Raw genomic sequence first — 17,358 nt, 5'->3', positions numbered from 1 at the left:
CTATCGATGAAAACTAATTGCTTATCCATCCTAACTATGCTTTTCTCATTCGCTACACTGGCCAACACGTCTGATCCTACCTCAGCTCTTGAGTACCAGCAAGCCACCAATACCCGAATTGTGGTGGAAGAAAACTTCTTACGGTTTTATACAGGAGGCAGTGAGCGAATGACGATTGATGAGCATGGGAATGTGGGGATAGGTTTTTCTGATCCAGAGGCTAAATTGGATATATATCAAGAAGTTGGAGGAACGGTTGCTCTTTTTAGATCTCAAGAAGGAATTATTAAAATAAAATCAGAAGGGCCAACTACAGCGAATCCAACATATGGCAATTATATAATGGCTTCGAATCCAGAAAATAATGGATATGAAAACATTGGATTAAAAGCTGCTCCAGGAATACCACAATTGATTGTAGCTACGAATGGAAACGTCGGTATCGGAACCACTTCCCCCTCTTACAAACTCCATGTCAACGGTGATGCACGTGCCAATCGCTTTATCTCCAATACTAATACCTACGCCGATTATGTCTTCGAAGACGACTATAGACTTGCCCCACTCTCAGAAGTAGAAAAGTACATCAAAAAAAACAATCATCTGCCAGATATTCCAAGTGAATCAGAGGCCCGAGCCAACGGAGTTGATCTCCAAGAAATGCAAGCCAAGCTACTTCAGAAAATTGAGGAGCTGACACTGTATGTGATTGAGCAGAATAAAGAAAATCAAGAGATGAAGAAGGAGCTAGAAAGTCAATCGAAAACGTTAAGAAGGCAACAAAAGGAGATCCAATATTTAAAAAGGTTGAGTCATGATTGACATAATAAAAGCATGTGCTGAGACAAAAGTCAAAATTTGTATTACACTATTTTATTTAATGAGTAGTTACTCAAATTTTGCACAAACAACCTTAACCCTCTCTAAAAAGAGTGAAATTTTTGATACCGTCATTCAATCCAGTGGGGCAGCAAGTAATAGCCCACAATGGAGAGCTGATCATATTAGTGCTTCATTAAGCAGTAGAGGTTCTAGAATTTTTAGAAGTTTATTGATATTTGACTGTAGATCCATCCCGCCTGAAAGTTTAGTGCTTTACGCCACAATTACATTTAGAACTGACAAAAGTTGGTCAGAAAATAATGCGAATCACTACGCAGACTCCACACTAGATAATAGCATTTATTTGGAAAAAATTACCCAGCCATGGGTTTTAGGTAGTGTTATATGGAGCAATCAACCTTCTCGAACTGATCAGAATAGAGTGATAGTAGAGGAGACTAATGATCAATATGAGACTAGGATTGTTGATATAACCGACATGACTCAGGAATTTGTAAGCAATCCAACTACAAATTATGGTTTTATGATGTTGTTGGAAGATGAAATGGATGGAGCAAAAAGAGTACGGAAATATGGCAGTGTAGACAATGATAATTATGGGCCTGTTATAAATATTACTTATGCTACAGAACTTGATTGGGCTCAGATGCCATATGTGGAAAATTTTGAAGGCTCTTCGAATTGGCATAGATCCGGTGCTCATGTTGATTGGACATATATAACTGGTCCGACTCCTTCATTTAAGACAGGACCTACAGAAGCAATAGAGGGTGTAGGGTATTATTATATCGAGGGTAATACTGATTTTCCTAGAAAAAAAGTGGGGCTATTGACAAGCCCGATATATGACTTGAACACATTTAGCAAACCCGAATTAAAATTCAACTACCATATGTATGGTAGGGACATGGGAAGTTTGTCACTGGAAGTAAAACTTGATAGTTTATCTAATTGGTCATCAATTTGGGTTATGAATGGAGACCAGAGTGATAGTTGGAATGAGGTCAGTCTGGATCTATCCCAATACATTTCTTCACCGATCAGATTGCAATTTGTAGCAACAACAGGTACTGGGAATAAAAGCGATATAGCTATTGATAATTTATCTATATCCGAACCTCCTTCCTTGCCAATTGCGGATAATAACTTTGAGCAGGCTCTGAAAGATCTGGGATATGACTTTAAACTAGATGGGAAAGTTTTCGAGCACATTGCTAATACAATTACTGTATTAGATGTTTCTGGTAAGGGTATTAATGATTTGGGCGGCATTGAACATTTCATTGCATTAACTCATCTGGATATATCCAATAATCATATCGAAGCACTTGACTTATCAGCAAACACTCAACTTTCATCACTGAATTGTTCGAGTAATGAGCTGATTGAATTAGATATTTCTGCCTTGTCTGCTCTAAACTTATTAGATGTAATAGATAATGATCTATTATCATGCGTGCTCATATATGAAAATCAAGAAGTTAACATTGAAAATGCAATCAGTTCAATTGATTCTGGTGCTGAATATAGTGTGTCATGTCCTATTGTTTTACTTACAGATGGAAATTGGGACGATCCTAACATCTGGCCAGGAGGAGTCGTGCCAGGCCCAAATGACCGTGTGAGACTTGTAGGAAATTCAGTGACTTTATCTACCCAGGTGAATAATCAATCCCTAGAAGTGGGTGAAAACATAGATGGCCAGCCAAGTCAACTACTGATTAAAGATGGCGGTTATCTTGAATTGAATGAATATTTAAGAGTAACGGAAAGTGCTTCAGATGAAGGTCAAAAGAGCAAAGTAATAGTGGAGCAAGGTGGGCGTGTAAAAGTATTAGAACAATGAATATGCTTTTACTCAAGAAAATTGAGGAACTGACTTTGTATCAAAAATACATGCAAAAACAAATATCAAACTATGTCTGATCGTCTAGAATATTTAGGAAAGGAAAACAGTGAACCATAATAACTGGCTTGTATTTTAAATAATTTAATCGTTCTCTTATTTTTGATGGCTTATTTTTTTCTGAGCTAATGAAGGTATGGAGTCTGTTTCATCATATTTGAGTTTATTTTTTCAACTTTATACCATGATAGATAATAAATATATTTGGAGAATTTGGAGCTTAGCTTTAATCCTCACCAATATCAATGTAGCTGACAGCCAGTCGATCAGCACTGGCTATAATAATTTTTTACCACCTTCTCCTAGTGCAAGCGTCCTCGGGGCATCGTCTGGGGAGTTAGCTCACGGCATGACTGGTGTGTCTATTCCACTAGCTGTTTTTTCAACTAATTATTTGTCAGTACCCCTTTCATTATATTATTACTCAACTGGAACCAAGGTAGATCAATTGGCTTCAAATGTTGGCCTTGGATGGTCTTTGCAAGCTGGAGGAGCAATAACCCGAACTGTTAGAGGCAAAAGAGATGAAATAGCGAGTATGGCATATCCTTCAGATATAGATGATTTTTCGAGCAATTCAGTAGTTGATTTTATCGCGGGGGCTCTTGACCCGAATCAAAATATTGATACTGAACCAGATATGTTTTCATTTAATTTCTCAGGCTATTCTGGATCATTTGTCTTTGATTCAAATGGTGAAGTGCAAGTCATGCCTTATCAAAATCTTCATTTTGAAACAAATGACAGTTTGGATTATTTTCATATTACGACTCCAGATGGGATAAAATATATTTTTGGTGGATTAGGTGCCATCGAATCTTCAAAATCATGGAATAGTGGTGATGAGTGCAATGCCTCTGGTGGCTATCACGATTTCATTAAAACGTCGTGGTATTTAAAGAAAATAATCCCTCCGCTAGGCGATGAAGTAGATTTTGAATATCAATCTAATGAATTCACATATGTAGCTGGAAAATCACAGACGGTATATGACTTTATTAGTACTAGCTCTTCTAATCACAATTACTCTGGAAAGTATTACTCATATTCTATTTGTGAAACGAACATTACAGTTAAAGAATTATTGCTGAACAAAATTTCGTCCGAACGGTATGGTAGTATTACGCTAAGTGGATCTCAACGTGTCGATGTCGGAAACATTAGATTAGATAGTCTTATTGTTAGGAACAAGAATAATGAGAAACAAAGAAGTATAAGCTTGGAATATCAATATTCAAACAGTGACAGAATGTTTCTTGCTCTGCTAAAGGGATGTGACAAGAACGGTAATCAAGATGCGGTTCATTCATTTGATTATTATAATATTCATTCTTTGCCGCCTAGATTATCAAATGCTCAAGACCATTTCGGATATTTTAACGGTAAAGGTTCGTCCAACGGTCAGTTACTTCCAAAGTATAACGCCAGCATAGATGGTGTTTCTAGTGATTACAATGGTTGTTTCGATCACTTAGGAACTACTAGGGAACCAGACGGAAAATTTGCAAAATATGGAATGCTCAAAAGTGTAGTATACCCGAGGGGGGCAATTACAATGATTGAGTATGAGCCTAACAGGTTATCCAATAACAAAGAAACTGGGGGGCTACGATTGGCTAAAATATCCAATATTGATCCTATTTCAGGCCAGAAAGATTTGACTAACTATCATTACAATAAGTTGGCCAACCTAACGGAGTCGTCTGGTCATCAACAATATCAACCTAGCTTTTGGTCTTATTATTCAAAGTTCACTAATAGTATTAAGCATTCAACTGATTCATGTTCATATATAGAGAATACATATGCTTCAATACAATCCAATTCATTGAATACATTATATAATACAAGTGGACATAGCATTACATATTCCAATGTGACTGTATCAAAAGGATATGATTTTGAGAACGGTGCTACTGAATATGAATATATAGTTTCGAATGATATCTCTTCAGCTCCACTTTTCGGAGAAAGGATCAATGGCATTCCTCTTAATAACGTTGGGTGGGACAATGGACTATTAAAAACTGTAGAAATTTTCAAGAAAAACGGTCAAGGTAGTTTTTTGTCATTAAGCAAGGTTGAGAATGTTTACTTTCCTGATCCCCTCCGAAATGCTATGGTTCCGGGTGCGGTGATTCAAAGAACAGACGAAAAAAACAATTGCAATCCTACAGAGCAAGTTCAATGTACAGAGGAAAACAGCCAACAACGGTTCATGATCATATGTCGAGCGAATCATGTTCATGATCTAGCACCTACCAAAGAGTGCACTGCTGTGGGGAATGATAATTTTTGGAAGGTGACATATACCCCTCCATGCTATGGCCATGTTGGAGAACAAATTGTTTTACCAAGGGCGTTAGATAATGTGGATATTGCTGAGTATCAAAATCATTCCTTTTGGTATTATTTACAATCTACAAAATCGACTAAGTACGATGAAAATGGGCAAAATCCAATAGTGGTTATTTCGAACTTTCACTATGACAACCCAGAACATGCCCAACTTACCTCACAAGATAATGATGCAAGTGTAGAGGGGATATTTACAACCAGTTATAAATATCCTCAGGATTATGATGAAAGTGCTAGTGCTGTGATTGAAGCTATGATGAATAAAAACCTTGTAGGAGTGCCTATTGAAATTACTAACGATGTAAATGGCCAGATAATTGGAGCAAATGCTACTCAATATCTTTATGATACAACCCTTGAGGCTATCGTACCTAATGCAGCTTATTCTTATGAGAATAGTGGATCTCAGTTTTCAGCGTCTATCGATGGGGTCAATTTTTCTTCTTATCAGAAAAAGCAAGAAATTCTGAGTCGTGACAATTACGGTCAGGTGATTAGTTGGCGTGCCCATGATGATGTTGTAAACACAATAATTAGGGGATATGATCAAACGCTAGTAGTCGCTAATATTACCAATGCTACTGTAGGAGATGTAATGAGCATATTACCACTTTTAGGTAGTGATTTGAATGCTGGTGCTGGTGGTTTGTCTGTAGATCAGGTAGATGCGCTAAGAAGCGAATTACCTGCTGCTTTTATTACCTCCTACACCTACAAGTTAGGGTATGGAGTGGAGTCGGTCACAGACCCAAACGGGCGAGTCATGACATATGAATATGACGAGTCAGGTAGGGTAAAATATGTCAAAGATCAGGATGGCAATATAAGAAGTGCAAGCCTATACCATAATAAAAGCCAAGTTTCTAACCAATAAGCCTAAGCCTCTATGAACCAAATAGATTCTGCCAAACATCCAATTGGTATTAAAAACATCAACCTGCTTATCATTGGATTATGTTTTTTTGCCCAAATTTCTTATGCACAAGAAAAAGTAATTGATGTAAACCCTGAGAAAACGGCTAAATCACTCATGATGGCCGCTCCTGCAGCTGCCCCTCCGCCTGGCGGAGGCGGAGGGGGTGGCGGGACTTATCCTCCAGCGTCTCCTTCAACAAGCTTTACGTTTACCAACAACTGTGGAAGTACTAGAGTAACAAGGACGTCATACCCTCCGTCAGGGGTTTATTGGACATGGCAATCAAGCCCAAGCGGTACTACAATAAACAATAGCCCTTCTTATGACGTGTCGTCTACAGGTACTTATTATTTGAGGGCATACGACATGTATAATCAAATATGGGGAGGTTATGTAGCATTTACTGTATCTTATGTCAAACCTCTTCCGAATAAGCCAACTGCATTGCAAGAAGACTCCAAAACGACCTCTTCTTTTCGCGCACATTGGAATAGTGTTTCTGGTGCAGATTCATATAGTATAGATGTGGCGACAGATATCAATTTCTCATCTAAAATTTCTGGGTTTAACAATAAGACGGTTACAGGTACGAGTATAACGGTTTCAGGTTTGAGTCCTGGCAAAAACTACTATTATAGGGTGAGAAATAATGACTATGGCTGTACATCTTATAGTTCGGGGAAAATAACCGCTAACACTACATTGTCTACTCCTACTTCTTTAAGTGAAGATAGTAAAATCCCTAATTCTTTTCGGGCTAGGTGGAATAGTGTTTCTGGTGCCACATCCTATAAATTATACGTTTCAAGCAGTAGTGATTTTAGCAGTCATGTATCTGGGTATAATGGAAAGACGGTAACAGCAACAACTGCTGTTGTCTCAGGGCTTTCTCCAGGAACCTATTATTACTACCGGATCAAGGCTACAAGTAGTGCTTACACTACGGGCTATTCGGGAGTTGTGACGGCTAATACAACTATGGCTGTTCCAAGTGTATCGGCATCGACTAATGGCTCCACGACATCATTTTTTGCAAATTGGGCTATGGTTACTGGGGCTAATTCATACTATTTAGATGTATCTACTAGTAGCACCTTTAGTTCCAAATTGCCTGAATATGACGACCTAGTAGTATTTGGCCCTGGTAAAATAGTTACAGGGCTAGTACCTGGTAAAAAGTACTACTATAGGGTTCGAGCGTATAGTTCTGCGTATACTACACAATACTCATCAACGGTTACTGCCAGTACGGCCATCAATGCTCCCGTAGCTCTAGATGATACACATCAAGCGGAGAGCTCATTTCAAGCCAATTGGATCGGAGTAAGTGGCGTGTCAGATTATTTATTGTATGTATCGGCCAATGGAGTCACATCTATAAATGGTGTTGACTTTAATGAGCATATCGATGGTTATAATGGCAAAATCATATCAAGCACGAATCATTTACTTTGGGGGTTGCCAACAGGTAGAAAATATTATTATCAGCTAAAATCCAAAGGGCCTGATTATAATTCTGCTTATTCACAAATCATTACAGCAAATACTGCTTTGGCCGGCCCTTCTGGTAATTTTTATACCCTTTCGGATAATGGGAGTGGTGCTGTCATAGTGGCTGCTGTGTCAGGGAGTCAACCTGATCCGGGAAATGGAGGCGATGATGGCGGGCCAGGTGATATTCATCCTGGCTCAGGAGAAGGAGGCGGTAGCGGATCAGTAGAACCTCATCCAACTTCAGGCTATAGGTGGTATTGGCAAGGGACAGATCCTAATAGTGCCGATGATGATCAGTTGTTCACTACGGCTGGGATAACGGTGTATAGCACGGGTACTTATTATGTCAGAGCCTATTATGAGAATCAGGATTTATGGAGTTCTGCTTCTCCAGTATATGTTTCATTGGGCGATGTAATCAAGTTCAATATTACCGATTCAGGTGATAAATGTGCCGGAAGTAGGATCACTCTAGAGTCCAGTGAAATTGGGGTCTATTATCGCTTGAAGCGTGATGGACAGATTGTAGGTAGTGTGTTAGCTGGTACGGGAAGTAGCTTAAATTTCGGCGAGCATAGCATCGCTGGTGAATATAAAGTACAAGCCATAAATTCATCCACTGGTTATTCTGATTTTATGCATGGTAGTGTAAATATCAAAGTGGTACCTGCACCAATTTCCATATCTTGGGAAAAACCAAACTGTGGAAATTGGATAATCTCAAGAGATAATGAAGCACCTAATAATTATAACTACCCAATTACTTGGCATATAGGTACAGCACAGGACTATCCTGATGCACCACTGATAGGTTCTAGTACAATAATCAACCAGCCAGACACCTATTATGTCAAAGCAAAGGGTGAAATATCGGGAGAAACCTGTTGGAGCCGGGCGATCACAATAGATGCAACGGAACTTGTCCCAGGGCCATTTCAAGTGATACCAGATACAAGCTTAATTGTCTTGTCTTCAAATAACTGTGGGCCAAAGACGGCATTGACTACACAAGTTGTACCTAGTGGGCAACAATTTTTTTGGCAGGGTCAGGATTCATTAGCCACTTCTATTTCTGATCCAGCTGTTAATTCTTACCAAATGAATAGTAAGGGTACATACTATATTCGCTCGCGGACTGACGAAGGATGTTGGAGTAAGCCTGTGTCTTTCGACCCTGATGTGATATCGTATCCCAAAACGGATACTTTGCGTGGTCTAGCTGTAGAATATGCTGACGACCCTATAAACTATCGTAAAATGCATTTGCTTGAATCTGAAAAAGATGTAACCTATTTGGTGTATCGGTCTGGGGAAGGTTTAGTGTCCAGTTTCGAAGGGACAGGTGGTTTTGCCAGATCATATGTTATGGTAGATAATGGCGAGTATGAAGTAGTAGCCGATCGTAGATCATGTACCACCACTATGGTAGGTACTGTAGTGATAGAGCCTGATGAGACAATGAATTATTCTCAATCTACTAGTTATATTGTGCCAACCGAAGATCCAGACGATCACCCTATTACTTTAGAAGAAGCACTTATTTCTACATCCTATACAGATGTTTTCGGAAGGCCACTCCAGTCGGTAGTAAGGCAAGCATCCCCAGACCAGCGAGATGTAGTGAGTTTTTATGAATACGACAATTTGGGACGAATGACCAAACAGTATATGCCGTATGTAGCAGGTACTGATGGAGCACTTAAGACGGATTCTAAAGCCGAACAGGTGACATTTTACCAAACGCTTGAAAATGTTAATGATTCGAGACCGTATACAGAGACTGTTTATGAACCATCGCCAGTAAATCGAGTCAAAAGTCAACGGGGTTTGGGGCAGGCGTGGTATGACGAAGATCGTAAGAGCGAAGTTGCTTACGAAACCAATATTGCCGCAGAGGGACTTGCTGTTTGGCAAGTGATAGATGATGTACTCACACAAACAGGCATTTATACTACAGGAGAATTGTATAAAACCACTAGTACTGATGAAGAAAACCATGAGACAATTGTTTACACCAATAAAGTAGGTCAAACAGTGCTCAAAAAAGTGAAGTTGGATTCAGGTAGTTGGGTGCAGACCTACAGCGTCTATGACAAACAAGGCCGACTACGTTATGTATTGCCACCCGGAGCTTTGACTGAGGACTCTTCTGGTGAATTTGGAAGTATTCCAGCTCCTGAAGGGTTTTATAAAGTGACGACTCCTGTAGATTATGCCGATGTAGTAAATGAAACAGGAGGTAAAATAGTCTTTACTTCTACTGGTTCGGTTACGATCAATGCTGGAACTACTGTAGAGGCAGGAGCTGACATTCAGTTTTTCGATGATACGCCTCCTCAATCATGGGTCAGACAAAATTATTCTTTGGATCAAATCTTCCAATATGAATATGATCACCGCCATCGTCTGATTGCCAAGAGAGTACCAGGAGCTGGGTGGGAATATATGGTCTATGACAAACGAGACCGTCTGGTACTGACCCAGAATGCTAATCAGCGATTAAGCAACAAATGGTCTTTTGTAAAATATGATCAACTCAACAGGCCTATTATTAATGGTGAGCGAGTGATCGAGGGGGAGCTAGAAGCTATCCGCGAAGCAGTGGCAAATAATACCGTATGGTTTGAGACCTTCGATGCCAGTGGTTTGGTCAAATACACGAACAATGCCTATCCCACGGGCATTACTATCGAGGATATACTATTGGTGACTTACTACGACCACTATCAACACAGCATGGAAGCATTTCAGCTTCCGGCTGGTGTGTTTGATAGTAGCGAATATAAAATTATACCTCATCAGACCAGCCTTGGTGTGAAAGGTCTCACTACAGGGACTTTGACTAAGATTTTAGGTACTATAGATCAGTTTGTAAGTACGGTCAATTTTTATGATAATGAATACCGTGTGGTACAAACGGTAACCCAAAACCACAAAGGAGGCACAGACCGTATGACCGCTCAGTATCATTGGCGGGGGCTACTTATGAAAACCTACATAGAACACCAGAGTCCTGATGCGCAAATTGGAAACTTGAGTATCACGCAGAAGTACACATACGACCGAATGGGTAGGCCGCTGACCACCACCCATCAAATCAATAGTGAACCAGCGCAAACGATAGCCAGCTATACTTACAATTCTTTGGGGCAACTGCAAAATAAGTCCTTGGCGGATGGCTTTGAAGAAATCGACTATGCCTACAATATTCGAGGATGGATCACTCAGATCAACAATCCCAATGATGATGATGATCATCTATTCGAAATGGCGTTTAAATACCAAGATGCCACACATGCTAAGTATGACGGTACGATAGGCGAAGTAGTATGGAAAAACCCATTCGAATCTAGTGCCAATGGATTCGACTATCAGTACGACGAGATGAACCGTATCACCTCTGCTACAGGTACAGGCGAAGCCACAGATCATGATTTGTCCGCAATCAGCTATGATCTAAATGGCAATATCCTGAAACTGGATAGGAAAGGGACACACGAGTTATCCACCAATCAGACCATAGATCAACTCACCTATATGTATGAAGAAAATACCAACCGTCTGAAAGGCGTAACGGATGCTTCTGGCCTGTCTAGTGGGTTTGACGATGGCAATACCGAAGGCGACGACTATGCCTACGATGCCAATGGCAACCTGATCGAAGATAAAAACAAAGGGATTACTTCTATAGAATACAACCACCTAAACCAACCGACCAAGGTGATCTACGATGCCAACAAATATATGGAATACACCTATGCAGGGGCATCGAAAGTTTCCCAACGACTGGTGGACGGATCTATTGAAAAAGTGACCGACTATATCGGTGGCTTTATCTATGAAAACGATAGCCTTCAGCTGATCGGTCATGGCGAAGGACGGATTGTCGCAGCGCGCGACCATACAGGCACATTCGAAGGCTTCGAATACCAATACCATCTTACCGACCATTTGGGCAATGTGAGAGTGACCTTCAAGACAGATATAGATGAGGACGAATACCTAGTTACGGTAGAAGATGCCGAATCCGCCACCGAAGCAGAGTACTTCGAGAAGTACGATGAGGTGACCAGAATCAAATCGGCCTTATTCGATCATACCACAGACTCTACGGGCTATGCGATATGGCTCGACGGGAGTGCCGACAAGCAAATCGGACTAGCCAAGTCTCTCATGGTAAAACCAGGAGATGTGATCGACATGGAGGTCTTTGCTAAGTATTATGAGCAGGACAATGCAGCCAGCTGGACAGCCCTGCTCAATACCGTGGCATCCGAAATATCAGGTGGTGCGCCAGGTGTAGTCTATGAAGCAGCCCATGCAGCTAGTGGCTTGCCCTTCGTGGACTTCCTGAGTGGCCATAGAGATACTGGAGATGCCCCCGAAGCCTACCTCAACTACTTTGTGTTTGACGAAAACTATCAACTCATCGTAGAGAAGACAGGCTTCCAACAGATCAGTACGGCAGCAGAAGAGAATGGTACAGATGTGGCTCACGAACAATTGAGTCACACGATCTTGATAGATAAACCCGGATATGTATATATTTATCTCTCGAATGAAAGCCCAACACCAGTGGATGTATTCTTTGACGATTTTACAGTGACCCAGACCCATAGTCCAGTGGTACAGAAGGATGATTATTATCCTTTTGGTTTGTCATTTAGTTCCTACAGCAGAGCAGCAATGACTGCGCAAAACTTCAAGTTCAACGCAGGCAGCGAATTAGAAGAGATGACCAGCTGGTACAGTACGCCTTTCAGAAAGTATGACCCAAGTATCGGGCGCTTTCATGGTGTGGATGCTATGGCGAGTATGTATAGTAGTATGACCCCAAGTCATTTTGCTGGGAACAATCCCGTGATGGGTAATGACCCTACAGGGCTGATGTATCAGGGACTGTTTAAAGGCTGGACTGAGGCAGGTAGAATATTGAGTGGAGGCGGAGGAGGAAGCGGAGGAGGAAGCGTAGGACACATTACTCCTGGGTCGGGTAATCATTGGAGCGATGAGTTTAGTGATTCAGCGAGAGACTACTTTCTAATGAGTGGGAGTACTTTTGAAAAGAAATACGGAGTGCAACAATCAGAAGTAGTGTTAGAGGGAGGGAAAGTGTATAAGTATGAACGTCAATCACAGGATTCATATGACTGGGTAGATGTGGGTGATGGAACAGAGCAATTGGTCATGTTAACAAAAATGACTGTTGAAGATAAACAGGTGGAAGTCACACAAACAAATGGGGGGAGTGATGTTCAAGAGGCTTCTACCTTAGCGTTACCTTGGTATGTTGGAGCTGGTGCAGCTATGGAAGCAGTAGGAATAGAAGTAGCTGCTACTGTATTTAGATTCTCACCATTGGCGTTATTAACTTTAACTGGAGACACAAAGCTTGAGGACATCTCAAATCCGCTAGGAAATCCTGCTGATTGGGTCGAGCATACTGAAACTCCACATCAATTCCCTGTTCAACGGCAGCAATTACAGGAAGATCCCATGCAACCTAATTTCTTCGGGAACGGAGATAAGTGGTTGATAGGAGTAGGTGTAGCTTGGTATTCATATGATTGGTGGCGAGAAACACAAAAATCAGCTACTCCACCTCCAACACTTCCAACACAATTAGGGCCATATTATGTACCTAACCCTATTAATAGATAATTTGATTGATATGGGAAAAGTTGTTTTTTGGAGGAAAGTGGCATCAATTGCTGGGTATCTATGTATTGGGTTAATTATAATAAAGTCGTTCTTTCTTCAGGATGTTGTGATACCAATATTTGTTATCTACTTAGGAGCATTACCAATAATTGTGTATCTATTGTCTCAAGTGATGATTTTTGTTTATAAAAGGAGGAAGTGAAAAAGATAAATACCTTCGAAATTATACTAGGCGTATACTTTTTTTTAAATATCATTTTTTTTCCAATTAACAGGAATGAGTTAGATTATTTAGTGCCGGAAGAAATGAGTATTTATTCTTATTGGTTGAGCATAGGTTTGCTTGTAGGTTTTAAAGTCTGCAGATATGAAATGGCTAAGCTTCTGAAAAAGAGGTACGAAAGAGAAGCAGAAGTCAAAAAGAATTTGCCGTTGAATTGAGAGGGCAAAGACTAAATTATTCTTTTATGCGTGAGTCTTCTCCTAGGCTTGCGCATACTTCTTTAAATTTTTGAATGTCATGTTTGAATCCTAGCTCTACTGCTCTTTGCAAACCTTTACAAGCTAAAACTGAATCCTCACGAAATAGAAGGTTTAAAGCTCTGGCATAAACTACCCCTGAGGAATCAGGTTCTTGGCTTACAGCTCTATCGTAATCTGGCTGTGCTAAATCATATTTACCAATCCTGAAATAACACAGTCCTCGGTTGTAGAATAAATTTTTGTAGGTAGAGTCAATCTCAATGGCTTCAGTGAATTTATCAATGGCAGTGGAGCAGTGTTCTAGGTTTTGATCACACATGTAAGAAAGAGATAACCCAGCACCATAAAGCCCCTCAATCATTAGTGAGTCTGTCCTGATTAGTTTCTTGTATGTATTTAATGCTTTGCTATATTCTTCATTGTCAAGGTGTGATTTAGCAATATTGACAAGTTGTTCTGGTGTTTTTTTCTCGAAGCAGGAATGGAGAAGAAGTGAGCATAGTAGGCTGAGTAATAAAATTTGCTTCATCAAGAATAAGCAGCTTTAGCCTTAGCATCTCTGAGGAATGCATCCATGAGAGCAAAGAGGTGGTTTTTATCATCAGAGTTAAGAATCTCAATATCCTGTATTCTTTTAACGGTCTGTTTATCAAAAGTAGCAGCAGCAGTCTCATCAACTAAGTAATCGAGAGTCACCTCGAATATATCAGCAATCTTCTTAGCTGTCTCTACAGAAGGCATGGCCTCATTACGTTCATACTTGCCGATTGCTTCCCTGGAAGCATTGATGCTTTTGGCTAAATCAGTCTGTGAAACTCCTTTAGACTTCCTTAAATACGCTATTCTATCTCCTATTTTGGTCATGATTAAACCTTAAAATGTATGATAATACAGTAATATTCAAATATACGGTATAATAGTATGTAAAAGAAGATGATAGTTGCTTGTATGTTGGGGATCATTTTATAGATTTGTGTCTGATCATACACAAAGAAAAAAAGTAAACTTTTTTCATCATGGAAATCACCACCATCAAAAACCAACTCACTTTAGCCCAGGTACTAGATCACTACCACCTCAAACCAGACAAACAGTTGCGGTTAAACTGTCCCTTCCATGATGACAAGACACCGAGCTTGCAGGTGTATTATAAAACCCAGACTTGTTATTGCTTTAGTTCGAACTGCAGCACGGGAGGCAAGAGCATGGATGTGATAGACTTCATCATGAACAAAGAGCAGCTGAGCAAACACGAGGCAATCAAGAAAGCGGAAAGTTTAATCACTGGCACGGCCACACCTGGACAAGAGTTGAGCAGAATCGCAGTGTTAACGAAAATGTTCACTTACTTTAAGAACGGACTGTACAACTCCAAGCCTGGACAAAACTATCTAACCACTCGATCACTCAATAGAGAAAAGATTGAAGTAGGATTTAACAGTGGCCAGTTCCACCACGGGAGTAGGAAAGACCAGGCACTAATCGAGAGCTGCATAAAATACGGTCTATTGCTGGACAGAGGCCATGTAAACAATCGCACCGGAGAGAAAGCTTACAGTCCTTTTGGTAAGAGCTGTATTGTGTTTGCCTTGCGAAACCAGCAGCACCAGATAACAGGCTTGTATTTTAGGAGCACGACCAATGATAAAGACCAGAGACATTTTTATTTAAAAGACAGACAAGGCCTGTACCCAAACTACCCAAGTCCAGAAACCAAGAAACTAATCTTAACCGAAAGCATTATTGACGCAGCTACTTTGCTACAGTTGAATCTGAAAGGCTATGAAGTGTTAGCACTCTTCGGAACAAATGGCTTTACATCAGAACACACGAAGGTTATCAAGGATTTACAGGAGTTAGAGGAAATCATTTTCTTTTTAAATGGAGATGAGCCAGGTCGAAAAGCTACAGAGAAATACACAAAGGATCTGCAGCAGCTTAAACCAGAAATCAAACTCAGCACTGTAGAAGTGCCAGAAGGTGAAGACGTGAATAGTCTGGCTGTGAATCATCCTGATCAGGAAAAAGAAGTGTTGGAGCATCTGATTATGAGTCAGAGAGACTCAACGAAAGAGTCAGATCCCCCAAACCTCAGGGTTCATAACCTTGAGGCTGAACCTAAACTGAATGTAGACAATCCAGAAAGAATCATCTATAAAAATAATAGCCTCACCGGCACGGTCTGGGGTGGAATCGAGAAAGAGAACCTGAGTAGGTTAAAGATCAGCCTACACATCAAATCAGATGGCAAATCTTTCCGTGATGACGTGAATCTATACAGCCATGCAGCGGTAAAGAAGCTAATCCAGAACGTGAGCGAAACCCTCGAGATCAGCACCACGCAAACGACAGACACAATAGCCGATCTAACAGAGAAACTAGAGGCTTATAGAATGGAAGAGAGAGCAGCACAGATCAAAGCCCTCAAGCCGAAAGCCTATGAAATGACTGATCAGGAGAAACAACAAGCAGAGAAGTTTTTGCAAAGCCCTGATTTGGTCAAGAATACGCTGAACCTGATTAGTCAGAGTGGATTAATCGGAGAACAAAAGAATGGATTACTACTCTTCTTTTTGTATCTGTCCAGGTTCTTCGATGAGCCATTACATGCCATCATTTTTGGACGTTCGGGAAGTGGTAAAACCTATCTGCAGACCAAGGTCAGTGACTGCCTACCAGAAGAATCAGTACGAACAATCACCAGTTTAACAGAGAATACACTCTACTACTCCAGTCGAGATTTTTGGAAACACAAAGTCTTGATGATCGAGGATCTGGACGGAGTGTACAATGCGTTCCTGCCACTCAGAGAGTTTATGAGTAAACAGAGCATTACCAAGCTGACAACGGACAAAGACGCCAAAGGAAACAACGTCCAAAAGGTGCTAACTGTAGAAGGTCCGATCTGTGTCAGTGGTGCTACTACCAAAGAAGGCATTTATGAAGATAATGCCAATAGAAGTTATTTGCTGCACATCAATGAAGGAGCTGACCACATGGAAGAAGTCATGGACTATCAAAGAAAGCTACAGGCGGGAATGGTCAACGAAGAGAGTCAGCATATTGCCAAGCAATTACTCAAGAATACACAGCGGATCCTGCAGCCGATCAAGGTGATCAATCCTTACGCTACTCAGTTAAAAATCCCTGACAGTGTGTTCAAGAAACTCAGGACAAACATGCATTATCTACGGCTAATCGAGATCATTACCTTCTACCACCAGTGGCAACGGCCACAGCGAATTAATGGAAAGAATCAGGCATACATCGAGACAACACTAGAAGATATTAGCTGGGCTAACCGATTGGTCAAGGAAAGTCTACTGAGGAAATCAGATGAACTCAACGGCCAGTTAAGAAGCTTCTTTGAAAGGCTGAAATCTACCATCGAGAAACAAGAAGAAAAGACGTTTTACAGCAAGCAAATCAGGGAGCAGTTCAGGATGAATCCCATGAAAACGAATCGTTACCTGAGAGAGCTGGATCAGTGGGGCTACATCAAGAAAGTAGGAGGAAACAGAAAGATTGGTTTTGAATACGAAATAGCAGCTTGGGACGAATACCAACACCTACAGTCTGGTATCGATGTATTGGATCAGACACTGCAAAAACTAAGAGACCAAGAAGCAAAGAAAGAATCCAAAATCAACGGTACGCCATTAAGTGTAACACAAGTCTAACATAAGTATAACATGAC

The 17,358-nt window shown here is 40.6% G+C and carries 7 protein-coding genes; 5 read left to right on the top strand and 2 right to left on the bottom strand.

Going from position 1 to position 17,358, the window contains the following annotated elements; all coding sequences use genetic code 11:
- Positions 1 to 6: 6 nt before the first annotated feature.
- The 4 genes from N7E81_RS19040 (at position 7) to N7E81_RS19025 (ending at position 13,178) form a co-directional block, all read left to right on the top strand.
- Positions 7 to 822 (top strand): hypothetical protein, encoded by an 816-nt coding sequence (locus N7E81_RS19040; protein WP_263051186.1) that lies wholly within the window; start codon positions 7 to 9, stop codon positions 820 to 822.
- Positions 815 to 2,689, top strand: coding sequence for a DNRLRE domain-containing protein (locus tag N7E81_RS19035; RefSeq protein WP_263051185.1), 1,875 nt, complete (start codon positions 815 to 817; stop codon positions 2,687 to 2,689). The genes N7E81_RS19040 and N7E81_RS19035 overlap by 8 nt, the downstream gene beginning before the upstream one ends.
- 244 nt (positions 2,690 to 2,933) lie before the next feature.
- Complete coding sequence (locus tag N7E81_RS19030) at positions 2,934 to 5,981, top strand: RHS repeat domain-containing protein (RefSeq protein ID WP_263051184.1); 3,048 nt, start codon at positions 2,934 to 2,936, stop codon at positions 5,979 to 5,981.
- A 12-nt stretch (positions 5,982 to 5,993) separates the two neighbouring features.
- On the top strand, positions 5,994 to 13,178 hold the full coding sequence (locus N7E81_RS19025; RefSeq protein WP_263051183.1) for a DUF6443 domain-containing protein: 7,185 nt from the start codon (positions 5,994 to 5,996) through the stop codon (positions 13,176 to 13,178).
- Positions 13,179 to 13,635: 457 nt separating this feature from the next.
- Here the strand turns inward: N7E81_RS19025 and N7E81_RS19020 are convergent, their stop codons facing one another.
- A complete protein-coding gene (locus tag N7E81_RS19020) occupies positions 13,636 to 14,190 on the bottom strand; it encodes a tetratricopeptide repeat protein (protein ID WP_263053104.1) in 555 nt (184 codons plus the stop codon).
- Positions 14,190 to 14,525, bottom strand: a complete 336-nt coding sequence (locus tag N7E81_RS19015) for a helix-turn-helix domain-containing protein (RefSeq protein WP_263051181.1) — start codon at positions 14,523 to 14,525, stop codon at positions 14,190 to 14,192. The genes N7E81_RS19020 and N7E81_RS19015 overlap by 1 nt, the downstream gene beginning before the upstream one ends.
- A gap of 152 nt (positions 14,526 to 14,677) precedes the next feature.
- Between N7E81_RS19015 and N7E81_RS19010 the strand changes: the two genes are divergently transcribed.
- Complete coding sequence (locus N7E81_RS19010; protein WP_263051180.1) at positions 14,678 to 17,341, top strand: CHC2 zinc finger domain-containing protein; 2,664 nt, start codon at positions 14,678 to 14,680, stop codon at positions 17,339 to 17,341.
- Positions 17,342 to 17,358: the final 17 nt, after the last annotated feature.

The organism is Reichenbachiella carrageenanivorans, assembly GCF_025639805.1.
Lineage (GTDB): Bacteria > Bacteroidota > Bacteroidia > Cytophagales > Cyclobacteriaceae > Reichenbachiella > Reichenbachiella carrageenanivorans.
Note: the sequence above shows the minus strand (reverse complement) of the source record. Positions and strands in the feature narration are given on the sequence as shown.